We start from the raw sequence: 22153 nt of genomic DNA on the forward strand, positions 1-22153 counted from the left end.
TGCGATTTCTGTTTTCGGCGCGCAAAAAAAACGGCCCCGGTAACACCGGGGCCGTTGGGTGGGAGCGGAAGCTAACTCAGCGAGCCTTGGCAGCGCCCGGCCACAGGCGCACTACCAGCGCCAGGATCGAGGTCGTGGTGGCTAGCGCGATCACCGCAATCCAGCCCCACTGCGCCAGCGCCAGGCTGCCCAGCGCCGCGCCGCCGGCCATGCCGATGAACATGCCCACGAACAGCACCGCGTTCAGGCGGCTGCGAGCGCCGGGCTCGATGCTGTAGACGATGGTCTGGTGCGCTACCAGCGTAGCCTGCACGCCGAGGTCGAAGCCGATCGCGGCCAGGGCGATCAGCGCCAGCTGGCCATCGGTCGAGAACCAGGGCGACAGCGCCATCGCCGCGAACGACACCGTGGCCAGGCCGACGCCCAGGCGGGTCACCAGTTCAGGGCCCTTCTTGTCCGAGATGCGGCCCGCCAGGGGCGCAGCCAGGGCGCCGGCCGCGCCGGCCAGGCCGAAGGCGCCGGCGGCGGCACTGCCCAGGTGGAACGGCGCGCCGTGCAGCATCACCGCCAGCGTCGACCAGAAGGCCGAGAAGCCGATCGACAACAAGCCCTGCGCCAGTGCGGCCCGGCGCAGTGCGCCATGCTTCTTGAACAACGTCGCCAGCGAACCCAACAGCGCGCCATACGACAGGTGGGTGGTCGGATGGAAGCGCGGCAGACCGCGCCAGGCGGCCACGCCGATCAGCGCGATGCTGGCGGCGGCGCCGACGAACATGGCGCGCCAGCCGAAGTGCTCGGCCACGAAGCCGCTCACCACGCGTGAGAGCAGGATGCCCAGCAGCAGGCCGGTCATCACGGTGCCGACGATGCGTCCGCGGCTGTGCTCCGGCGCCAGCGTGGCGGCGGCGGGGACGATGTCCTGCGCCATGGTGGCGGTCAGGCCCACCGCCAGGCTGGCCGCCAGCAGCATGCCCACGCCGGAAGAAGCGCCGGCCAACAGCAGGGCCACGGTCAGGATGGCCGCCTTGATCAGGATGATGCGGCGACGGTCGTAGCGATCGCCCAGCGGCGCCAGCAGCAAAATGCCCAGCGCATAGCCGAGCTGGGTCGACATCGGCACCATGCCCACCAGGCGCTCGGAGGCGCCAATGTCGTCGGCCAGCACGCCCAGCATGGGTTGCGAGTAATACAGCGAGGCCACCGACAGGCCGGCGCCGGTGGCCAGCAGGCCGATCAGCGCGGGCGACAGGCCTGGGGCGTGGTGGACATGGGTGTGCGAAGGCGCCTTGGCGGTCGCTGCCGCTGTTGTCGCCGCGGCTGTATGCGTTCTGGGAATGCTGCTCATGCTTGGATACTCCGGTGAATTTGCGTCGCTGCTGGTCTTTAAGCCCTGTGAATGCCAGCGTTGAGGCGAATTTTCCGCTTCCCGGCTCGCATACGGTAGTAGCGCAAAGGGCAGAATTGATATACGTTGAGCGTATGACCAAGTCCTCCCCTCCCCCGGGCTCCAATGCTGCCGGGCCGCTTTCCGCCGCAGGCCTGAGCGACCGCATCGAGCTGATGCAAACCTTCGTGCGCATCGTCGAAGCCGGCAGCCTGTCGGCCGCGGCGACGCAGCTGGGCACCACCCAGCCCACCGTCAGCCGCCGCCTGCAGGCGCTGGAGCGCTCGTTGGGCGTACGCTTGTTGCAACGCTCGACCCATGCGATGAAGCTGACCGAGGACGGCGAGCGCTGTTACGAGCGCGCCAAGGACCTGCTGGCCGGATGGGACGAGTTCGAGAACGAGCTGCGCGGCGCGCGCCTGCATGCCGAGGGCTCGCTGCGGGTGGTGGTGCCGCACGCGTTCGGCCAGAAGCAACTGATCGGCCCGCTGGCCGAGTTCATGCGGCGCCACCCGCGCATCACCGTGGAATGGCTGCTGCACGACCGCGCCGCCGATTTCATCATGCACGGCATCGATTGCGCCATCGAGGTCGGCGACGTGCACGACACCTCGCTGGTGGCAATTCACCTGGCCGAGGTGCCGCGCATGACGGTGGCCTCCCCTGCCCTGCTGGAGGGCCGCGCGCTGCCGCGGCATCCGGCCGACCTGGCGACGTTCCCGTGGATCGCCATCCCGGCGTTCTACCGGCGCGAGATCACGCTCACCCATGCAGGCAGCGGCGAGCAGAAACACGTCGGTTTCCGCCCGCAGCTGGTCACCGACAGCCTGTACGCGCTGCGTAACGCCGCCATCGAAGGCATGGGCGTGGCGGTGGGGTCGTCATGGATCCTGGCCGAGGACGTCGCCGCCGGGCGGCTGGTGCAGCTGTTGCCGGAATGGATGCCGGCGCCGCTGCCGGTGTCGTTGCTCTACCCGTACGCGCGCATCTATCCGGCGCGGTTGCGGCATTTCATCGACACCATGAAGGAGGCGATGCCCGCTGCCGTGAGCGGCGCGGTGGGATGGGAGGCGTTGATGCGCATGAAGAAGGAGGATTGAGGTCGCTTGGTCTTGTCGACGTGACTGCTACACGATGAACGCCATTGGATTCCTGCCTTCGCAGGAACGGCGAGAAGAGGTTACTCGAACCTTGCTTCGCCCGAATCTGCAACCAGTCTGTCGTTCCTGCGAAGGCAGGAACCCAGTGTCGTGAAAGCCGCGATCAAATGCGGCGACGAGCTGCAGCTACGCGCCGTGCTTATTAGTGGTGCGCAGCACGGCGCGTAGTTACCCTCACCCCAAGCGCATCGTCCGATGCTGCGCATAGTGCTGATGCCACGCAAACGCCTCACCCAGCAGATGCGGCGTATGGCCGCCGGCCTGGCAGGCACGCTCGAAGTAGTCCCGCAGCTGCGCGCGGTAATCCGGATGGCAGCAATGCTCGATCACCTGCACCGCGCGCTCGCGCGGCGCCAGGCCGCGCAGGTCGGCCAGGCCCCATTCGGTGACCAGCACGTCAACGTCGTGCTCGCTGTGATCCACGTGCGAGACCATCGGCACCACGCTGGAGATCCTGCCTTCCTTGGCGACCGACTTCGACACGAAGATCGAGATCTGTCCGTTACGCGCGAAATCGCCCGAGCCGCCGATGCCGTTCATCATGTGCGTGCCGCCCACGTGGGTGGAATTGACGTTGCCGTAGAGGTCGAACTCCAACGCCGTGTTCAGGCCGATGATACCGAGCCGGCGCACCAGCTCAGGGTGGTTGCTGATCTCCTGCGGGCGCAGCACCAGCTTGTCGCGATAGCGATCGATGTTGGCGATGAAGTGCTCGTACTTGGCCTGCGACAGCGTGATCGACGAGGCCGAGGCAAAGGCCAGCTGGCCCGAGTCCAGCAGCTCGATGGCGCTGTCCTGCAACACCTCCGAATACATCGCCAGGCCGCGGAAGGGAGACTCCACCAGGCCATGCAGCACGGCGTTGGCGATGGTGCCGATGCCGGCCTGCAGCGGCGCCAAGGTGTGCGGCAGGCGTCCCGCCTCCACTTCGCATTCGAGGAAGCGGATCACGTGGCGCGCGATGGCGTTGGTTTCTTCATCCGGCGGCAGCACCGAGGACGGGCTGTCCGGCGTCTCGGTCATGACGATGGCGACCACCTTGGCCGGATCGAAGGCGATCGTGCTGCGGCCGATGCGCTCATCCGATGCGGTCAGCGGAATCGCTCCGCGCGCCGGACGTTCGGCCGGCAGGTAGATATCGTGCAGGCCTTCCACCGCCAGCGGCACGCTGGTGTTGAGCTCGATGACAATGTGTTTGGCCTGCTCCACGAAACTGGCCGAGTTGCCCACCGACATGGTCGGCACGATGCCTTCCTCGGTGATGGCGGCCGCTTCGATCACGGCGATGTCGATGCGCGACGGCGTGCCGCTGCGCAGCTGTTCGGCGGTCTCGGAAAGATGCTGGTCGATGAACATCACCTCGCCGGCGTTGATCTTGCCGCGTAGCGTGGCGTCCACCTGGAATGGCAAGCGTCGCGCCAGCAGACCAGCCTCGGCCATCAGGCCATCGCTGCCGTTGCCCAGCGAGGCGCCGGTGATGACGGTGAAGCGCAGTTCCTCGCGCTTGGCGCGTTCGGCCAGCGCGCGCGGCATGGCCTTGGCATCGCCGGCGCGGGTGAAGCCGCTCATGCCGATGGTCATGCCGTTGTGGAAGAAAGAGGCGGCCTGTTCGGCCGACATGACTTTGCCTGCCAATTCAGGCTGGCGGATACGCTGGCTGTCCATGTTGTTGCTCCTGCTCGGTTTCTTTTGGAAAGGGCGAAGTGCATCCGGGCGGGCCGTGGTGTGGGGGCCGGAGCGGACTTCTTGCATTCTTGTTTTGATCCAGTATAGGAGTCGTGTCGTATGCGCTGTATGATTTAAATTCCGCCATTGCAGTCGCAATGCGCATACTTTGATCTCCCGCAAATTCACCCAGAAAGCCCGGTCGCCATGGACATCCGCGCGTTGCGCTATTTCACCGAAACGGTGCGTCTGAACAGCTTCAGCCGCGCTGCCGACGCCTTGCATGTGACGCAATCCACCGTCAGCAAGATGGTGCGCCAGCTGGAGGATGAGGTCGATGCGCCGCTGCTGATCCGCGACGGTCGCAAGCTGCAGTTGACCGACACCGGCCGCGTGGTGTTCGAGCAGGGCCAGCAAATTCTGGCATCGATGCTGCGGCTCGACGCCGAGGTGCGCGACACCAAGGCCCTGCGCCAGGGCCGACTGGAAATCGGCATCCCGCCGATGATCAACATCCTCTGCACGCCGGTGCTGAAGGCATTTCGCGAACGTCATCCGGACATCGCCATCGTGCTCAAGGAAGACACCGGCCCGCAGATCGAGCAGCGAGTGGCCAGCGGCGAGCTGGAGATCGGCATGACGGTGCTGCCGGTCGATCCGGAGCTGTCACTGCAGGTGATGCCGGTGGCGCGTTACCCGATTTGGGCGGTGGCGCAGGCAGGCAGTTTCCAGAAGAACCGCAGTACCCTGCGTTGCGCGCAGCTGGACGGTATGCCGCTGGTGATGCTGAACAACGAATTCGGGCTCACCCGCAGCCTGCGCGGCAGTTTCCGCGAGCTGGGCATCGCGCCGCAGATCGTTGCGCAAAGCGGCCAATGGGATTGGCTGGTGGCGATGGCGCTGGCCGGCATGGGGACGGCCCTCTTGCCCGAACCGTTCATCCACCGGATCGCAACCGACCAGCTGCAGGCGGTGCGCCTGGTGGAGCCGGAGGTGCAGTGGCAGGTGGCGTATGTCACGCGTGGGGGCTACCTTTCGCATGCTGCGCGGGCTTGGATGGCGGTGAGTGAGGGCTTGTTTGCGGGGGGCAAGGGGTGAGCTTGCGTTTGTGGGTGTGTGGGTTTGGTGACTTGTTGACTATGTTTGGTTTGCAGTCTGATGCTTCATGTTTGCTAATGCCGCCTAGCTTTCTGATTTAACCCGTCATCCTGGCGAAGGCCGGGATCCAGTGTCGTTCGTTGCGCTTTTGCGGCACCAACATCTATCACTCAAGCTGCGTCAAGTTTCATCAGTAGCAGAACACGCAGACTCCCATTCAATTTAACCCGTCGTCCCAGCAAAAGCAGGGACCCAGCGTCGTTTGTTGCGCTTCACCGGTGCTTGTTGAGGCGCATTGGGTAGTCTGGTCTTGCTGCGTGCAGATGTACTGACTCTGTGCTTTTCTTTCTCCGGTCGGAACGGAGCGCCGGGGGCGGCCCGGCAGCCGCTCACTTTTCTTGCTTCGCCAAGAAAAGTAAGCAAAAGAAGGCGGCCCCTAAGTGCCAGCCCCTTCGGGGTACCCGTCGCAGCGCGCTGAAAAATGGGCAAGGCAAAGTCGCTGCGCTCCGGTTGCCTTGCTGATCCATTTTTCACCGCACTCCGCCGGCTGGCCCACAAGGGGAAACCCGGCCGGCTCGCCTGCGGCATCGCATGCTTGCTGCTCGCCTGCGACATCGATGTATTGGCTCGCTATCTCATGCAATCCGTCGTCCCTGCGAAAGCAGGGACCCAGTGTCGTTCGTCGTGCTTCCTCGATTGTTGTTCTGGGCGGGTAGTCTGGTCTTGCTGCATGCGGATGTACTGGCTTCATTCTTTCTTTCTCCGGTCAGAACGGAGCGCCGGGGGCGGCCCGGCAGCCGCTCACTTTTCTTGCTCCGGCAAGAAAAGTAAGCAAAAGAAGGCGGCCCCTAAGTGCCAGCCCCTGCGGGGTTCCCGTCGGAGCGCGCTGAAAAATGGACAAGGCAAAGTCGCTGCGCTCCGGTTGCCTTGCTGATCCATTTTTCACCGCACTCCGACGGCTGGCCCACAAGGGGAAAACCGTCCGGCTCGCCTGCGGCATCGCTTCTGCTCATCCTCGCCTTCGGCTTCGCACGGGCTCTCGGCTCCGCCTTCGAGGCGGCAAGGTGCAGTGGATAAGACATTTGGCCATTGCAAGCCCCGCAATGCCCCCGGCGCTCCGTTCCGACCGGAGAAAGAATGAAGCCAGTACATCCGCATGCAGCAAGACCAGACTACTCAATGCATACGATCGAAGCAGATCATTCGCAAACCGACTGCAACATAAGAACTTAAGTCATACAGCGAATGCCCCCCTCTTCCTATACTCCCCCTTGCCGACACCCGTCGCGTCCGCCGGTCGCGGCGGCGGAACCGGAATGACGCTGCTGCGGGAATAAAGCCGCGCGGGCGTCGGCGCTCCATCGAATTCCCCAACACGCCCCTCTCCCTCCATAGCATGCCGTCGCCGCTATCGACATCCGGTCGCTCCGTCGACCGTTTTCCTTTCCATTTCCTCCATGCTCCCTGGCGACGCTTGCGCCTGCAGCTGGAGCGCTGGCGCGCGCATTTCCCGCTGCGCAACGCCAACCTCTCCGAAGGGCTGCGTGCGGCGTGCGGGGCCAGCGCGATGTTGTTGCTGGGCGAGTGGTTGGGCAATCCCTTGTTTTCTTGGGCGGCGATCGGCGCCTTCCTGACGTGCCTGGCCGACAGCGCCGGGTCCAACCGCGCGCGCCTGGTGTCGATGGGCGGCTTTGCGTTGGCGTCGACGCTGGGTGGTATGCTGGCCGCAAGCGCCGCGGGCGTGAGTGTCGAGACGGGGTTGCTGGCGATCACCGCCTGCGCCGGCGTGGCCGGGTTCTCGCGGGTGTACGGCGCCGCCGCCGGGTTGGTGCTGATGCTGGCAGCCGGGGTGTCGGCCATCATGGCCGATGCGCCGGTGGTGTTGTGGCCGTTCGGTCATAGCCATGTGCTGATCTATTTCGCCGGTTGCCTGTGGGCCATGCTGCTGGGGTTGACGGTATGGCGCATCCATCCCTTCGCGCCGGCGCGAAAAGCGGTGGCGCGGGTGTATGGCACCTTGGCCGAATTGGCGGCGGTGGCGGCTTCCAGCGAAGACGGCGAGCCCAGGCCCCAGGCGCAGCTGGCGCACGTGGCCGAACTGGCTGCGCATACGCGCCGCCATGCGCGCTTCGATATCGCCACCGCACGTCGCGCGGTGGATGCCGTGGCAGCTGAGCGCACCGAGTCGCGTCGCCTGTACGAGAACCTGCTGGTGCGACTGGCGCGCGCCGGCGAGCTGCTCGATTGCATCACCGTGCTGGCCGACCTGCGTCTGACGCATTACCAGGAGCCCGACGCGCGGCGCCGCACCTCGCGCGTGCTGGCCGCCATCGCGCAGCTGCTGCAGGGCATGCAGCGCGCCATGGCCGCCGGCGAGCCGATTGCGGCCGACGACGACGCACGCATCATGCTGCGCCTGCGCCAGCTGGTGGCGCGCCTGCCCAGCGGCGCGGGCCGCGTGCTGCAGTTGGTCGAGGCGCCGTTGGCGGCCGGCGTTGCCGCTGGCGATCCGGTCGGCCTCAAGCAGGCCGCGCGCGAGACCGAGGCGCAGCCGCATGGCTTGCCTGCCCTGCTGCATCGCCTGCGCGCGCTGTGGCGCAAGGCCGCGCTGCACGCCAACGCCGGCTCGGCCGAGCTGCATCACGCCTGGCGCTGCGCCGCCGCGGCCGGGATTACTTACCTGATCGTGCATCTGCTGGAGCTGCCCTTCGGCTACTGGGCCACCATGGCCACCATGCTGGTGATGCAGCCGACCGTGGCCGACAGCTGGTCGCGCAGCATGGAGCGCGCCGTCGGCAGCGTGGTCGGCGGCGCGCTGGCGATCGCCTTGTGTCTGGTGGTGCATTCGCCGCTGGCGCTGGCCGCGCTGGTGTTTCCGCTGACGGTGCTGACCATGGCCCTGCGTCCGGTCAGCTACGGCCTCTACGCCACCTTCTTGACGCCGGTGTTCGTGCTGGTGGCCGACGTTGCCACCGATCCCGCGCTGCAGCTTGCCAACGCCGCGCTGCGCGCCGGCAACAATGTCATCGGCGCGGCCGTGGCGGTGGCGGCCAGCTACCTGTTCTGGCCGCGTCGCCAGGGCGGTGACGCGCACGGGCAACTGTGGCGCATGGTGCAGCTCAACCTGGCCTATCTGATCGACGCGGTGCAGGCCGGCCACGCCCCTGGCGAACTGGCGCGCATGCATGCCCATCGGCGCGACGCTTGCGTGGCCAATGTCGAGGCCGGCCTGCTGTTGCAGCGCTTGCTGCGCGAGCGCGCCTGGTCAGACCGCGCCGGCGGCGCCGGGCGTACCGCAGTCGCCTTGTCGCGACGGCTGGCGGCGGCCGCCAGCCATTTGTGGACGCATCCGCAGCCGGCCGCGCCGGAGTTGCAGCAATGGCTGCAGGAGATGGGCGCCGCCCTGCAAGCGCATGACGCGGCCGCGCTGCACGAGCTGGCGCGTCGCCGTCCTGCCCCGGTGCAGCTGGCGCAGGCCGATTCGGTCGAGACGCTATGCCTGCTGGTGGCGGCATTGTTGCCCGCGGAAAAATAAGCGGAAACAAAATCTCCCTTCCCGGTTCGAACGCGAAAACGGCAAGCCACGATGGCGATGCCGTGCTGACAACATGAAAAGGGAAGCGATGAACCTGGATTTTCTCTACAACATGAACGAAGGACCGTTGCGCTCCGGCCTGATCGTGCTGGGCGTGGCGCTGGTATCGGTGGTGGTGGCGGTGATCCTGCACCGGCTGGGTACGGCGCTGGTGCGGCGTATCGCGCGCGGTCATCCGTTCACCACCACTGCCACCGAGGTCGCCTACAACTCGGGGCGCACCTGCCTGATCCTCTTCATGCTGCGCTTGGTGCTGACCGGCGCGCCGGACAATACGCCCGGGCTGACCTCGATTTCCTATCTCACCTCGGTGGCATTGATCCTGGCATTGACCTGGTTCTTGATGCGCTGCGTGAAGTCGGTCAGCGTCACCGTGGTCAAGTTGCATCCCTACGACATCGCCGACAACCTGAAGGCGCGTCGCATCCTCACCCAGACCCGGGTGCTGTCGCGCAGCGCCTATTTCCTGATTGCCCTGCTGGGCCTGTCGTTCGTGCTGTTGACCTTGCCCGGCGCGCGCCAGTTCGGCGCCAGCCTGCTGGCCTCGGCCGGGGTGGCCGGCATCGTCGCCGGTATTGCCGCCAAGCCGGTGCTGGGCAACTTCTTCGCCGGGCTGCAAATCGCTTTCTCCCAACCGATCAGGCTCGACGACGTGCTGATCGTCAAAGGCGAATGGGGGCGCGTGGAAGAGATCACCGGCACCTTCGTGGTGGTGAAGATCTGGGATGAACGACGCATGATCGTGCCGCTGCAGTGGTTCATCGAAAATCCGTTCGAGAACTGGACGCATACCTCGGCCACTATCCTGGGCACGGTGTTTCTCTGGCTGGATTATTCAGTGCCCGCCGGGGCAGTGCGCGCCGAGTTCGAGCGGCTGGTGAAGACCTTGCCGCTGTGGGACAAGCGTGTCTGCGTGATGCATGTCACCGACGCCGACCAGCGCTGCATGCAGGTGCGCCTCTTGGTGTCGGCCATCGATTCGGGCAGCGCCTTCGACCTGCGCTGCCAGATCCGCGAGCACATGATCGGCTTCATCGCGAAGAATTACCCGCACGCCCTGCCGCGCCTGCGTGCCGAGGTCGAGGCGCGCAACGACGCGGATGCGCTGGACACGGTCGTGGCCGGCTCGCCCAAGGAAAGCCTGGGCTGACCACGGCAACAAACCAAAAAAATGGAAGACAAAGAGGTAGGCGGACCACATTACTGGCGACCGAGGGGAGAGATCGTCGCTGCGAGCGTGTTATGACCTATTTCATCCCCCGCGTTCGGATGAGAAGGGATGCAGTGCAAGGCGCGATGCGCAGCGTAGGGTGGCGCCCTACGCAAGCGTTGCAACGCGGCAATGCGCCCTTCTCATCCGAACCCTGCGGGCAGCTCCGGCAAGGGGCTGCCTGCGGCGTTGCATCTCCTTGCCGTAGCACCGCTACGGCGCGTCGACGCGCCTTGCATGCAACCCCTTGCCGAAGCTGCGCGGGGGATGAAATAGGTCATAACACGCTCTGGCCCGCCTGGGGAGATCGTGGCACGCCGGGATCGCCGGCGTCCGGTGCGCGCGGCGCTTGTGGCGCCGGCGCGGTACTGCATCAATCTTGCTGCTGAAGGTGTTGCATCATCGCGGCAGGGTCGCGGATGATTACAGGGCGTTGCTGTTGCTGTTGCTGATGGCCTGATCTTGCGAACGGGCTTGTTGCAGTTCGTCCTTCACTTGCTGACGGGTCAGCACCGAGTGGAAAGGCTTGTCGGCCGGGTATTGGTCGCTGACGACGATCTCGCCGTTGTCGCGGGCTTGCTTGAGCTCGGCGACCACGTCGGCGCGGGTCTTGGTCGACACGAACTTCTTGTCGGTCGGGTCTTGATAACGGTCGGTGACCAGGATTTCGCCGTTGGCGCGGGCTTGTTGCAGCTCGGCGATCACTTCGGCACGGGTCTTGGTCGACACGACGGGGGTTTCCGGCGGGTAAGCCACTTCAGCCATGGCGGCGCCAACGGCGGTGGTCAACAGCAGGCCTGCAAACAGGTTCTTGGCAATGTTCTTGGTGTTCATGATCGTTTCCTTGTGAGAGATAGGATGTGCGATTCAGCCCGGCCCGACGTTTGTGGATCAGTCGCTTTTCGCTTTCATCGTGAAACCAAGTTTAGGGATTGCAGGCGTTCAGAAAAAGGCTCTAAACCGGAATACATAATTCCCAAAACCAGAACAATCAATTTTTTCGTACAGCATGGGTCGTATCCGGAACACCATCGGATGTCGTGGCGACCATGGCGGATTTCAATGGAAGATCTTTAAAATCGATCGGAAACCCTTTTAAATAAAGGGTTTGTCCATTCTCAAAAACTCGCCCGGGATTGCCTCGTCGACAATTCCTTGAGATGACGCAATGCGGAAACTATCGGCCCGATACAAAATGACAATGAACTTGTTCAATGGATTTGAGCAAGTTTTTCAAGCTTTCGTTGTATAAGATAAGATATAACGAAATGCGGATCAGCACCCGATCGCGCATCAGGCGCACGCGCTGCGCCCTGCCCCGCTCTTCTCACTTTCCGTTCGCCGCCACCGCCATGAAAACCGCCCTCGCCCTCCGCCACGTCGCCTTCGAAGACCTGGGTCAGCTCGCGCCCCTGTTGAAGAAGAACGGTTACCAGGTCAGTTACTTCGACGTCGGCGTCGACTCCTTCGCCCACGTCTCGCCGCTGGACGCCGATCTGGTGATCGTGCTGGGCGGCCCCATCGCCGTCTACGACACCGCGCAATATCCTTATTTGCGCGCCGAGATCGCGTGGTTGCGCGCACGCCTGCTGGAAGACCTGCCCACCCTGGGCATCTGCCTGGGCGCGCAACTGATGGCGGCGGCGCTGCATGCGCGCGTCTATCCCGGCACCTCCGGCAAGGAGATTGGCTGGGGCCCGCTGCGCGCGGGCGCGCATGCCGTCGAGTTGCCCTGGTTCCACCAGCTGGTGGGCCAGGACACACGCGTGCTGCACTGGCACGGCGACACCTTCGACTTGCCCGAGGGGGCGCGCCATCTGGCTTCCTCCGCGCAGTACCCGAACCAGGCCTTCGCCTGGGGCGAGAATTGCCTGGCGCTGCAGTTTCATCCGGAGTTCGATGTGCGCATGGTGGAGCGCTGGCTGATCGGTCATGCGCACGAGATTGCGCACACGCGCAACATCAGCCTGGCCGGCCTGCGCGCCGATGCCGAGCAATACGGCCGCTCCTTCGAGGCGGCCTCGCAGCATTTCTGGCAAGGCTGGCTGCGCAGCCTGAACGGGAACAAGGAAGAGATGCGGCGCACGGCCTGAGGCATTGTGCCCGGCCGTGCGCGCAGGAAGGCTCAGGCCGACGGCGTGAGCTGCAGGGGCTGCGGCGTGATGTCGCGTTCGGGCTGACCGTGACGCGCAGCGCCGGCGGCCACCACCGGCGTGCCGAGACGGAACTTGCGGCCGGCATCGGCCAGCTTTTGCGCCTGTGAGCGCAGCATGTCGGAGGTGGCGGTGGCCTCTTCCACCAGCGCCGCGTTCTGTTGGGTGGCGTCATCGATTTCGGTGACGGCGCGGCTGATCTGCTCGATGCCCGAACTCTGCTCGCGGCTGGCCACCGAGATCTCGCCCATGATGTCGGTCACGCGCTTGATGCTCTCGACCACGTCGCCCATGGTGGCGCCGGCCTCGTTGACCAGCTTGCTGCCGGCGTCCACTTTCTCCACCGAATTGTCGATCAGCTGCTTGATCTCCTTGGCTGCGGCCGCCGAGCGCTGCGCCAGCGAGCGCACTTCGGACGCCACCACCGCGAAGCCGCGGCCCTGCTCGCCGGCGCGCGCCGCTTCCACTGCCGCGTTCAGGGCCAGGATATTGGTCTGGAAGGCGATGCCGTCGATCACGCTGATGATGTCTACGATCTTGTTGGACGAGTGATTGATTTCGCTCATCGTCTGCACCACCTGCGACACGACGCCGCTGCCCTTCTTGGCCACGTCGGATGCGTCCATCGCCAGCTGGTTGGCCTGCTGCGCGTTCTCGGCGTTCTGCTTGACGGTGGAGGTGAGTTCTTCGATAGAGGCAGCGGTCTCTTCCAGCGAGCCGGCCTGCTGCTCGGTGCGCGAGGACAGGTCGAAGTTGCCCGAGGCAATCTCGCCGGCGGCGGTGGTGATCGACTCGGTGCCGACCTGCACTTCGCTGACGATGCTGCGCAAGGAATTATTCATCTCGCCGAGCGCGCGCATCAGCTCGGCAATCTCGTCGCGCCCCTTTTGCTCGATGTGCGCCGACAGGTCGCCGGCGGCCACCATCTTGGCAACGTCCAGCGCGCGCTTGAGCGGCGCCGTGATGCTGCGTGAAATGATCACCACCGCCACCGCGCCGATGGTCACCAGCAGCACGCTCAACAACACCATCAGCTGCATGCTGCGCTCGCTGCTGGCGTCGATGTCGGCCGCCAGCTTGTCGATGGCATTGCGCTGCTCGGCCAACAGATTGTTCACCTTCCCGCCGTAGTCTTTGGCGGCCGGCTCGAAGACCTCCTTGTAGGCCTTTTCGGAGGCCGCGGCGTCGCCGGTCTTGCGGGTATTCATCACCAGTTCCTTGGAGGCCTGGTATTTCTTGCGGGCCTCGATGATAGTCGCCATCAGCGCCTTCTCTTCATCCGAGGACAGCAGCGGCTCGATCTTCTTGATGATGGCGCTGCCGCTCTTGACGCTCTGGTCGATGTCGTCCTTGAAGGTGTTGGAGAGCTCGGCGTCGCTGCTGCGCGCGATCATCGAGGTGCGCACCACCGCCGAATAGGTCAGCACGAACCAGTCGGCCACCAGGCGTTCCTTGGCCAGCGGTATTTCCATCATCTGGCGCGTCGCGTCGGCGTTCTTGCGCGCGTTGTACAGCGCCATCGAGGTGGACAGGATGGCCAGCACCAGCACGAGCGCGAAGCCGAAGGTGAGGCGGTTGGAGATCCGCATGTTGGAAAGGATTTTCATGGTGTCTGCCGAATAAAAAGGACTCGCGCCCGGGTCTCTGGATTATTGTTATTGGTTGTTATTCGACGTCGCCGGCGAGGCCGCGCACATCGCCGGTTGGCAGTGTGCGACGACGCTTGCGGGTGCCAGTCCAGATTACTGGCTTTTGAGGGCTGCGGGAATAGGTGGAAACCACGTAATCACGCAAAGTCTGTCAATTGCCGCGAGGCATGTGGCGATGCTGCCATGCGTCAAGCGTAGCGGCGCCGTTGCGGCGTGAGAATGTCGATAAAGCACACGGCTTCTCGCGCGCAACTTCTCAATTGACGGGATCGTTGGTGGGGGTATCGGCTGGACGCGGCGACGCGCCGATTCGCAGCGTCGCCGCAAAGACGGGATGCCGTGCGGCATCCCGTGAGGCGGTGCGTCAGGCTTGCGGCGCCAGCCCCGCGCGCAGACCCATGACCCGGGACAGCGCGCGCGTGCCGGCGTCGAAGTCGTCCTGCTCCATCGCCTCGTCCGGATTGTGGCTGCCGTTGCCGTTGCGCACGAACAGCATGGCCGTCGCGATGCCCTGGTTGGCGAACAGCGCCGAGTCGTGGCCGGCGCCGCTGGGCAGGCGGCGGTGCGACAGTTGCAGCGCCTGCGCGGCGGCCTGCAGTTCATCCTGCAGCGCCGCGTCCATCTGCGCCGGCTGGCTGCCGGTGCGCTCGCCCAGTTCGAAGCGCACGCCGTGTTTCTTCTCGGCGATCGCCACCGCCTCCATCAGGTGACGCTCCATGCGGTGCAGGCTGTCGGTGCTGCGCGAACGAATGTCCACGCCGAAGCTGGCCCGCCCCGAGACCTTGCTGATGTCGGCCTGCTGTGCGTCGGTGAAGACCTGGCCGAAGGTCAGCGTCAGCTCCTCCCCTTCCCGTTCCATCTGCGCCCAGTCCTGCTGCAGGCGCGCGATGACTTCCGCCAGCGCCACCACCGCGTCATGGCGGTGGCTGCGCGGCGTCGCGCCCGAGTGGGCATAGTCGCCCAGCACGCGCGCGTGGCGGTAGCGCAGGCTGCCGCAGATGCCGGTGACCACGCCGACTTGCTCGCCGGCTTCCACCAGCACCGGTCCCTGCTCGATGTGCAGTTCGAGGAAGCAGGCGATGCGTCTGGCGTTCAGGTGCGCCTCGCCGCCGGCGATGCCTTCGGGGCGGCCGCCGCATTCGATCAGGTGATCGCGCAGGCTGCGTCGCGTGTCCAGGCGCAGGATATCGAGCGCGTCCGCGCCCAGCAGGCCGAAGGCCGATTTGCTGCCGATGTAGGAGACCGGGAACCAGGCGCTCTCTTCCGCGCGCACGCCCATCACGGTGACGTCGCATTGCGGCTGCACGCCGGCCGCGACCCAACCGGCCAGCACCGAGAGGCCGGCCACCACGCCGGCGGCGCCGTCGTAGTTGCCGCCGCGCGGCACGGAGTCCAGGTGCGAGCCGGTCATGACGGCCGGCGCGCTGCGGTCGCGGCCGGGCAAGGTCATGTAGAGATTGAGCGCGGCGTCGGTGCTGACTTCCAGGCCCAGCGTGCGCGCCGTCTGCGCCATCAGCTGGTGCGCGCGTTGCTCGCCGGCGCCGTAGGTGTCGCGGGTGATGCCGTGGGCGTCGCCATTGAGTTGGTCGCTGTCGCGGCGCAGCTGCTGGAACAGCCGGCGCGCCAGTTGCAGGTCGGGTTCGGCCAGGGGGAGGGTGGCCGCGGTCTTGGTATGCATATGTGCTTCCGTGAGTGCTGATAGCGATAAGGCGGATGCGAAGGGAGACGCTGCGGGCATTCTGCACCAAATCAGGCGGGCGCCGCTTCGCGCGCTGACGGCAAGCAATAGTCATGCCGCAAGGCAAGCGCGGCATTGGCGTTCCCGCGTGCTGGGGAGAGTTCTGCATCGTTACTTTCGGTTGCATTCCTGACCTGCGCTTGCAATTGCGCCTGAACCTCGTAGGCCAAACCGCTTTCTCAATCGTGTGGGCTGTTGTCAAGCGCATGCCGCTGCGGCACCGGTATGCGTCGACGGCGGCCCGCAGCGCCGCTCCAGGGAACGCAGGGAGTGCGCTGCCAGACCGCGCATTCGCCATTTCGGACCGGCGTTTGCGTCATCCGGGAGGTCGAAAATCAGACCTTGTCTGACATGTCGGCAAGTCGGATTTGCCTATAGTGGGCGCACGGACTTTCCGCTTTTCATTTGACGCCAAGGAGGTAAAACATGAACGCAAACAAGATGAAAGCACGTCATATCCTGATCCCGTCCCTGTTGATGGCTCTGGCCGGCGGCGCCATGGCGCAAAGCGCCCCTGCAACGTCGGCCGTGCCGTCCAACGATCCGTTCGTCCAGAAGCGTCAGGCCGATGCCGACGCCAAGGCCGAATACAAGGCTCAGAAGAAGGCTGCGAAGGCTGAATACAAGGCTGACAAGAAGGCTGCCCGCGCTGATCTGAAGCAGGAGAAGAAGGACTCGACCGCGCAGCGTAACGAGCAGCTGGCCAACTCCCCTGCTCCCAAGCCCAGCACGCCTTGATCGTGCATGAAGATTGACCTTGAGGATGGCGCGCCACGCGAACGGCGCGCCAGGAAAAAAGCCGGATTGCATCTGCATCCGGCTTTTTTCTTTGGTATTTCATTTGGTAGCCGTTTGCATCACCGTTATCGTGCCGGCAGGTTCAATTGCTGCCCTGCCGCCACAAGCGCCGCGCCAGCCATCCCGCCGCCAGCGCCTGCAGCAGCATGAAGCCCGCCACCGCGTTCCAGCCGGAATGCTCCCAAAACCAGCCCCCTACTGAACCGAGGATGCTGCCGCCGAGATAGTAGGCCAGCAGGTAGAGCGAGGCGGCGTGTCCCTTGCCGGTGACGGCCATGCGGCCGACCCAGCTGCTGGCCGCCGAGTGGGTGGTGAAGAAGCCGATGGTGAGGCACACGATGCCGGCGATCACCAGTCCCAGCACCGAGCTGCAGGTCAGGAGCAGGCCCAGGCAGGAGATCCCAATGCCGGCCGCCACCAACGGTGCGCGTCCGAAACGGTCGGCCAGCGCGCCGGCCCACGACGACGAGACGATGCCGAAGATGTAGGCGCTGAAAATCAGCCCGGTGGCAGTGGCCGACAGCGAGAACGGCGCACCCATCAGGCGAAAGCCCGCGTAGTTGTATGAGGTGGCGAAGATGCCCATGGCCAGCGCGCCGATGCCGAACACCAGCGGCAGGCGACCGTGCGCGAAGTGGCCGCGCCACAATGCCAAATGGTCGCGCATCTTCAGCACACCGTTGCGCACGAAATTGCGTGAAGCAGGCAGCAACAGCACAAAGGCCACCGCGAGCGCGAGGTCGAGCGCGCCGATGGCCAGCATGGCGCTGCGCCAGCCGAAGGATTCGGCCAGCATGCTCATCGCCACCCGTCCCATCATGCCGCCGAAGGCATTGCCGCTGACATACAGACCCATCGAGAAGCCCAGGCCGCTGTGGTCGATTTCCTCCGACAGGTACGCCATCGCCACCGCCGGTACGCCGCCCAGCGCGAAGCCTTCCAGCGCGCGTGCGGCCAGGATCATGTGCCAGCTCGGCGCCACTGCCGCCAACAGGTTGCAGCAGGCTGCCACCGCCATCGAGGCGAACATCAGCTCCTTGCGGCCGTAGCGTTCCGAGACAATGCCGGCCAGCGCGATCGACAGCGCGAGCAGGGCGGTCGACAAGGACAGCGCCAGCGAGGCGCCGGCGGCGCCGACGTTGAACTCGCGGGCGAATTCCGGCAGCAGCGGCTGCACGCAGTACAGCAGCGAGAAGGTAGCGAAGCCGGAGCAGAACAGCGCCAGCGTGATGCGGCGATACGCGGCCGAGCCGCGGATGGCGCCCTGCGCGGAACGCGGGGCAGAGGCGGAAGCGGGGCGCTGGCCGGCCTGGGCAGGCTCGGCGGATTTGGACAGGGACTGCATGGGGGACTTCCTTGCCGGCGCGCGGAGAAGGGCAGGGCGCCGTTGCTGTTGATGACGCCGCCAGTCTGGAAGAAATCAGATATATTGTCCAATATATATCAGTGCCTATCTCCATCTACAAAACAGATACCATGGAACTTCGCCATCTCCGTTACTTCCTTGCCGTAGCCGACCAGCTCAGCTTCACGCGCGCCGCCGAAAAGGTCGGCATCGGCCAGCCGCCGCTGTCGATGCAGATCAAGGCGCTGGAGGAGGAGGTCGGCGCGCCGCTGTTCCGGCGCACCTCGCACGGGGTCGAGCTGTCCGAGGTCGGCGCGATCTTCCTGCCGCATGCGCACAAGGCCGTGGCGGATGCCGAGCAGGCGTTGCGCGCGGCGCAGCAGGCGGCCAGCGGCGAGGTCGGATTGCTGCGCATGGGTTTCACTTCCTCGGCGGTGTTCCACCCGCTGGTGTCGCACTCGCTGCAGCAGTTCCGCGAGCGTCATCCGGGCCTGGAGATCTCGCTCAGCGAGGGCATCACCGAGCAGCTGCTGGCCGACATTGCCGGTTCGCAGCTCGACGCCGCCTTCGTGCGCATCGTCACCACGCCGTCCGAGGAGCTGGGCGTGGTCGAGCTGCCGGCCGAAAAGCTGAAGGTGGCTTTGCCGCGTTCGCACGCGCTGGCGCGACGCAAGTCGTTGCGGCTGGAAGACCTGGCGCAGGAAAAATTCATCATGGTTCCGCGCGGCAAAGGTTCGGCGCTGTACGACGGCATTTTCAGCGCCTGCCAGGCGGCCGGCTTTGACCCGCAAGTGATCCAGCTGGCGCCGCAGCTGACCTCGGCGATCAACCTGGTGGCGGCCGGCCTCGGTATTTCCATCGTGCCCGAGGCGATCGAGCAGGTGCAGCTGGCGCAGGTACGCTACATCGAGATCCGCGAACCGGCGCCGCGCGCGCAGCTGTCGCTGGCCTATCACCGGCAGTCGATCGCGGCGACGCGCTTTGCCGCACACCTGCAGCGCTCGTTGCGGCGCGCGGGCGGGGCGGTCGAGTAGGATGTGGGGAAGGGCGCGCGCTCAGCGCGTCTTGAACTGGTCCAGCACCGAGTTGGCCTGTTCCAGGAAGGCGGTGGGATATTCCTCCACCAGTTTTTCCAGCGCCGGGATCATGCGTTCGAGCGCAATGGTCAGCGCGATGTCGCTGATCTCCTCGCCCCACAGCACCTTCTGCACGAAGGCGGCCGGGCCGATCTCGGAGATCAGGCGCATGCTCATCTGCCGCTCCAGGGTATCGGTGCGGGGGCCGAAGACCTCTTCGAAGATCTGGGCGATGGCGTTTTCCAGGCGTCGACGGAAGGCCTCGACGTCCTCGATCAGCGAAGGGGCATCCTCCGGCGGCGGCAGTTGTCCGCGCTCGATCAGATCGCGCGCTTCCTCGGCCATGCGGCTCAGCTCCTGAACATGCAGCGTCAGCGCGCTGATCTCGTCGATCAGCGTGCGCAGGCGCAGCTGTTGCGGCATCTCGGATTCGGCTGAACCCGTCGGTGATGAACTCATCTGGTTGTTATGCTCAGGAGCCGGCCGGGCCGGAGCTCCTTGCTGTATCAATCTGCCGACAATACCGTTCCCTCGCGGTCTCGTCGCTTTTCGGGCGCTTGGCTCGACGCATTTGCGCGCCGCGGCTGGGCATCCCGACCCTTGTGGTTAATTTCTGTAAGGCAATAGACGGAAGTATATTGCGATGCGGAAAATTTCGCATGGGAATTTTCGCCTGTTCGGCGAAGAAGCCCAGAAGATCACGGTAATTATTGCCTGGATAATAAAAGAAAAGCATGGGTTTGCGTTTCTTCTTGCCATCTTTATCAGGTTTTTTTTGTCGGATCGGTGCATCTGTTGAAACGAGATCGGGCGCTGCGTCATATTGACGCAGCGGCTCCCGCCGTGGGACTTGGGCCGGGCGCGTGTGGGCGCAGGCTTATATAATGAGAATGCTTATCGATTCAATTTCCTCATTTCCCAACGCCATGCGACTGTCCGAACTAGCCAGGGGCGCTTCCGCCATTGTTGATCACGTCGCAGACGTCCACGCCGCCGACGCGGTGGCGGGCCGCCTGCGCGACCTCGGATTCGTCAACGGCGAACCGGTGCGCATTGTCGCGACCGCGCCTTGGGGCGCCGACCCGATCCTGGTGCAGATCGGCTCCACCCGTTTTGCGCTGCGTCGCGCCGAGGCCGATCGCGTGCGCCTGCGCATAGAGGCGGCGTGATGAGCGCGGCCCTCAACATCGCCCTGGTAGGCAATCCCAATTGCGGCAAGACTGCGCTGTTCAACCAGCTGACCGGCGCGCGCCAGAAGGTGGCCAATTACGCCGGCGTGACGGTGGAACGCAAGTCCGGCAGCTTCACCGCGCCCTCCGGACGCGCGGTGCGCGTGGTGGACTTGCCCGGCGCCTACAGCCTGCAATCGGTCAGCCCCGACGAACGCGTCACCCAAGCGGTGCTGCAGGGCAGCTATCCGGGTGAGGCGGTGCCCGACCTGATCGTCTGTGTGGCCGATGCCACCAACCTGCGGCTGCACTTGCGCTTTGTGCTGGAAGTGCGCCGCATGGGGCGACCGATGGTGCTGGCGCTGAACATGATGGACGCCGCCGCGCGGCGCGGCATCGCGGTCGATACTGCGGCCCTGGCGCAGCGCCTGGGCATGCCGGTGATCCAGACCATCGCGGTCAAGAGCGGCGGCGCGCAGGCGCTGATTGCCGCCATTGACGGCGCAGAGCTGCCGCCGGCCCCGGTCGCCGACACGCTGGACGACCTGCACGCCGAAGTGCGCGCCATCCTGACCGCCACCGTGGTGATGCCGCGCGCCACCGATCGCCGTGACGACGCGCTTGACCGCGTTGCGCTGCATCCGGTGCTGGGCGTGGCGTTGCTGGCGCTGGTGATGTTCCTGGTATTCCAGGCGGTGTATGCGATCGGCAAGCCGATGACCGATGCCATCGCCGATGCCTTCGGCACGCTGGCCGGCATGGCCGGTGAATGGCTGCCGGAGGGGCCGTTGCGCGGTCTGGTGTCGGATGGCTTGCTGTCCGGACTGGGCACGGTGCTGGGCTTCCTGCCGCAGATCCTGGTGCTGTTCTTCTTCATACTGGTGCTGGAAGAATCCGGCTACCTGCCGCGGGCGGCGTTCCTGCTGGACCGGCTGATGGTGTCGGTCGGCCTGTCCGGGCGCTCTTTCATCCCGCTGCTCTCCAGCTTTGCCTGCGCCATTCCCGGCATCATGGGCACGCGCAGCATCACCGACCCGCGTGACCGGCTGGCCACCATCCTGGTGGCGCCGTTGATGACCTGCTCGGCGCGCCTGCCGGTGTATGCGCTGCTGATCGGCGCGTTCATCCCGCACCGCCCGGTGCTGGATGTGTTCAACCTGCAGGGTGTGGCGCTGTTCTGCCTGTATGTGGCCGGCATCGCTGCCGCCATGTTCGTGGCGTGGGTCGCCAAACGCATCCGTCGCACCCAGCAGGAACGCGCGCTGCTGATGGAGCTGCCGTCCTATCGCCTGCCCAAGTGGCGCGACGTCGGCATCGGCCTGTGGGAGCGCGGCAGCATCTTCCTGAAGCGCCTGACCGGCGTGATGCTGGCGCTGACCGTGCTGATGTGGGCCATCTGCACCTTCCCCGCGCCGCCGGCCGGCGCCACCGAAGCGGCCATCGATTATTCGCTGGCCGGCCACATCGGCCACACGCTGCAGTACGTGTTTGCGCCGCTGGGCTTCAACTGGCAGATCAGCTTGTCGCTGATCCCGGCCTTCGCCGCGCGCGAAACCGCAGTGGCCACGCTGGCCACCGTGTACTCGGTCGCCGGCGACGAAGGCGTGGGCCTGCAGCAGGCGCTGGCGGCACACATTTCGCTGGCCAGCGCGCTGTCGCTGATGGTGTGGTTCGCCTTCGCGCCGCAGTGCATGTCGACGCTGGCCATCATCCGCCGCGAGACGCAGTCCTGGCGCATGGTGGCGCTGTCCTTCGGCTACATGTTCGTGCTGGCCTACGCGGCCTCCTTCATCACCTACCGCGTCGCGGGGTGGCTGGCATGAGCACGCTGTGGTGGCAATACGTGATCGTCGCGCTGCTGGTGGCCGCCAGCCTCGTCTACATGGTGCGCAAGCTGGCGCCGGCGTTGTCGTGGCGCTGGCAGGCAGGGTTCGCGGCCTGGCTGCTGCGTCGCCGCTGGTCCCGCTGGCAGGCGCTGGGACGCCATCTGCTGCCGCCGCGCAGCACCGGCGGATGCGGCGGCGGCGCGTGTGACGGTTGCGGCGATGACGGCGACGCGCAAGCGCCGCTGGAACAGAAGATCACCTTCCATCGCCGGCGCTGATCCGCGCGC

General features: G+C 65.4%; 17 protein-coding genes. 10 read left to right on the forward strand and 7 right to left on the reverse strand.

Annotated features, from left to right (window positions below):
- Positions 1-76: 76 nt before the first annotated feature.
- Entirely contained in the window at positions 77-1345 is a 1269-nt protein-coding gene (locus J8I26_RS12925) for an MFS transporter (protein WP_209607519.1), read from the reverse strand.
- A gap of 134 nt (positions 1346-1479) precedes the next feature.
- Here J8I26_RS12925 and J8I26_RS12930 point away from each other — a divergent pair, with 134 nt between their 5' ends.
- On the forward strand, positions 1480-2484 hold the full coding sequence (locus J8I26_RS12930) for a LysR family transcriptional regulator (RefSeq protein ID WP_209607520.1): 1005 nt from the start codon (positions 1480-1482) through the stop codon (positions 2482-2484).
- A 234-nt stretch (positions 2485-2718) separates the two neighbouring features.
- Here J8I26_RS12930 and J8I26_RS12935 read toward each other — a convergent pair whose 3' ends face one another.
- Positions 2719-4209: an acetyl-CoA hydrolase/transferase family protein gene (locus J8I26_RS12935; RefSeq protein WP_209607521.1), complete on the reverse strand. Its 1491-nt coding sequence runs from the start codon at positions 4207-4209 to the stop codon at positions 2719-2721.
- A 207-nt stretch (positions 4210-4416) separates the two neighbouring features.
- Between J8I26_RS12935 and J8I26_RS12940 the strand changes: the two genes are divergently transcribed.
- The 3 genes from J8I26_RS12940 (at position 4417) to J8I26_RS12950 (ending at position 10052) form a co-directional block, all read left to right on the forward strand.
- On the forward strand, positions 4417-5307 hold the full coding sequence (locus J8I26_RS12940; RefSeq protein WP_209607522.1) for a LysR substrate-binding domain-containing protein: 891 nt from the start codon (positions 4417-4419) through the stop codon (positions 5305-5307).
- A gap of 1474 nt (positions 5308-6781) precedes the next feature.
- A complete protein-coding gene (locus tag J8I26_RS12945; RefSeq protein WP_245200305.1) occupies positions 6782-8842 on the forward strand; it encodes an FUSC family protein in 2061 nt (686 codons plus the stop codon).
- Between the two features lie 88 nt (positions 8843-8930).
- On the forward strand, positions 8931-10052 hold the full coding sequence (locus J8I26_RS12950) for a mechanosensitive ion channel domain-containing protein (RefSeq protein WP_209607524.1): 1122 nt from the start codon (positions 8931-8933) through the stop codon (positions 10050-10052).
- Between the two features lie 483 nt (positions 10053-10535).
- Here the strand turns inward: J8I26_RS12950 and J8I26_RS12955 are convergent, their stop codons facing one another.
- Positions 10536-10946, reverse strand: coding sequence for a DUF4148 domain-containing protein (locus J8I26_RS12955; protein ID WP_209607525.1), 411 nt, complete (start codon positions 10944-10946; stop codon positions 10536-10538).
- Between the two features lie 518 nt (positions 10947-11464).
- Between J8I26_RS12955 and J8I26_RS12960 the strand changes: the two genes are divergently transcribed.
- The gene (locus J8I26_RS12960) at positions 11465-12205 is read left to right on the forward strand and encodes a glutamine amidotransferase (RefSeq protein WP_209607526.1); all 741 of its coding nucleotides are present in this window, start codon (positions 11465-11467) and stop codon (positions 12203-12205) included.
- A gap of 32 nt (positions 12206-12237) precedes the next feature.
- On the opposite strand, the gene J8I26_RS12965 is transcribed toward J8I26_RS12960, so the two are convergent.
- A complete protein-coding gene (locus tag J8I26_RS12965; protein ID WP_209607527.1) occupies positions 12238-13872 on the reverse strand; it encodes a methyl-accepting chemotaxis protein in 1635 nt (544 codons plus the stop codon).
- A 406-nt stretch (positions 13873-14278) separates the two neighbouring features.
- Positions 14279-15592: a Zn-dependent hydrolase gene (locus J8I26_RS12970; protein WP_209607528.1), complete on the reverse strand. Its 1314-nt coding sequence runs from the start codon at positions 15590-15592 to the stop codon at positions 14279-14281.
- 501 nt (positions 15593-16093) lie between these two features.
- Here J8I26_RS12970 and J8I26_RS12975 point away from each other — a divergent pair.
- The gene (locus J8I26_RS12975) at positions 16094-16390 is read left to right on the forward strand and encodes a hypothetical protein (protein ID WP_209607643.1); all 297 of its coding nucleotides are present in this window, start codon (positions 16094-16096) and stop codon (positions 16388-16390) included.
- A 142-nt stretch (positions 16391-16532) separates the two neighbouring features.
- Here J8I26_RS12975 and J8I26_RS12980 read toward each other — a convergent pair whose 3' ends face one another.
- The gene (locus J8I26_RS12980) at positions 16533-17795 is read right to left on the reverse strand and encodes an MFS transporter (protein WP_209607529.1); all 1263 of its coding nucleotides are present in this window, start codon (positions 17793-17795) and stop codon (positions 16533-16535) included.
- 131 nt (positions 17796-17926) lie between these two features.
- Between J8I26_RS12980 and J8I26_RS12985 the strand changes: the two genes are divergently transcribed.
- Entirely contained in the window at positions 17927-18829 is a 903-nt protein-coding gene (locus J8I26_RS12985; RefSeq protein ID WP_209607530.1) for a LysR family transcriptional regulator, read from the forward strand.
- A 21-nt stretch (positions 18830-18850) separates the two neighbouring features.
- Here the strand turns inward: J8I26_RS12985 and J8I26_RS12990 are convergent, their stop codons facing one another.
- On the reverse strand, positions 18851-19330 hold the full coding sequence (locus J8I26_RS12990; RefSeq protein WP_245200306.1) for a hypothetical protein: 480 nt from the start codon (positions 19328-19330) through the stop codon (positions 18851-18853).
- A 467-nt stretch (positions 19331-19797) separates the two neighbouring features.
- Between J8I26_RS12990 and J8I26_RS12995 the strand changes: the two genes are divergently transcribed.
- Genes J8I26_RS12995 through J8I26_RS13005 form a run of 3 tightly spaced genes read left to right on the forward strand, consistent with a single transcriptional unit; the run spans position 19798 to position 22144 of the window.
- Positions 19798-20040, forward strand: coding sequence for a FeoA family protein (locus tag J8I26_RS12995; protein ID WP_209607645.1), 243 nt, complete (start codon positions 19798-19800; stop codon positions 20038-20040).
- A complete protein-coding gene (locus tag J8I26_RS13000; RefSeq protein ID WP_209607531.1) occupies positions 20040-21863 on the forward strand; it encodes a ferrous iron transporter B in 1824 nt (607 codons plus the stop codon). The genes J8I26_RS12995 and J8I26_RS13000 overlap by 1 nt, the downstream gene beginning before the upstream one ends.
- Positions 21860-22144 carry a DUF6587 family protein gene (locus J8I26_RS13005; RefSeq protein ID WP_209607532.1) on the forward strand — a complete coding sequence of 95 codons (285 nt, stop codon included), beginning with the start codon at positions 21860-21862 and terminating at the stop codon, positions 22142-22144. Before J8I26_RS13000 ends, J8I26_RS13005 begins: the two co-directional genes overlap by 4 nt.
- Positions 22145-22153 lie beyond the last annotated feature (9 nt).

The organism is Herbaspirillum sp. LeCh32-8, from assembly GCF_017814915.1.
Classification (GTDB): domain Bacteria; phylum Pseudomonadota; class Gammaproteobacteria; order Burkholderiales; family Burkholderiaceae_D; genus Herbaspirillum.

Excerpts from the sequence above, each read along its gene's own strand:
- J8I26_RS12950 (WP_209607524.1), top strand. The coding sequence starts at position 8,931 with ATGAACCTGGATTTTCTCTACAACATGAACGAAGGACCGTTGCGCTCC.
- J8I26_RS12995 (WP_209607645.1), top strand. The coding sequence starts at position 19,798 with ATGCGACTGTCCGAACTAGCCAGGGGCGCTTCCGCCATTGTTGATCAC.
- J8I26_RS12935 (WP_209607521.1), bottom strand. The coding sequence starts at position 4,209 with ATGGACAGCCAGCGTATCCGCCAGCCTGAATTGGCAGGCAAAGTCATG.
- J8I26_RS12965 (WP_209607527.1), bottom strand. The coding sequence starts at position 13,872 with ATGAAAATCCTTTCCAACATGCGGATCTCCAACCGCCTCACCTTCGGC.
- J8I26_RS12940 (WP_209607522.1), top strand. The coding sequence starts at position 4,417 with ATGGACATCCGCGCGTTGCGCTATTTCACCGAAACGGTGCGTCTGAAC.
- J8I26_RS13005 (WP_209607532.1), top strand. The coding sequence starts at position 21,860 with ATGAGCACGCTGTGGTGGCAATACGTGATCGTCGCGCTGCTGGTGGCC.
- J8I26_RS12960 (WP_209607526.1), top strand. The coding sequence starts at position 11,465 with ATGAAAACCGCCCTCGCCCTCCGCCACGTCGCCTTCGAAGACCTGGGT.
- J8I26_RS13000 (WP_209607531.1), top strand. The coding sequence starts at position 20,040 with ATGAGCGCGGCCCTCAACATCGCCCTGGTAGGCAATCCCAATTGCGGC.
- J8I26_RS12930 (WP_209607520.1), top strand. The coding sequence starts at position 1,480 with ATGACCAAGTCCTCCCCTCCCCCGGGCTCCAATGCTGCCGGGCCGCTT.
- J8I26_RS12955 (WP_209607525.1), bottom strand. The coding sequence starts at position 10,946 with ATGAACACCAAGAACATTGCCAAGAACCTGTTTGCAGGCCTGCTGTTG.
- J8I26_RS12985 (WP_209607530.1), top strand. The coding sequence starts at position 17,927 with ATGGAACTTCGCCATCTCCGTTACTTCCTTGCCGTAGCCGACCAGCTC.
- J8I26_RS12980 (WP_209607529.1), bottom strand. The coding sequence starts at position 17,795 with ATGCAGTCCCTGTCCAAATCCGCCGAGCCTGCCCAGGCCGGCCAGCGC.
- J8I26_RS12990 (WP_245200306.1), bottom strand. The coding sequence starts at position 19,330 with ATGAGTTCATCACCGACGGGTTCAGCCGAATCCGAGATGCCGCAACAG.
- J8I26_RS12970 (WP_209607528.1), bottom strand. The coding sequence starts at position 15,592 with ATGCATACCAAGACCGCGGCCACCCTCCCCCTGGCCGAACCCGACCTG.
- J8I26_RS12975 (WP_209607643.1), top strand. The coding sequence starts at position 16,094 with ATGAAAGCACGTCATATCCTGATCCCGTCCCTGTTGATGGCTCTGGCC.
- J8I26_RS12925 (WP_209607519.1), bottom strand. The coding sequence starts at position 1,345 with ATGAGCAGCATTCCCAGAACGCATACAGCCGCGGCGACAACAGCGGCA.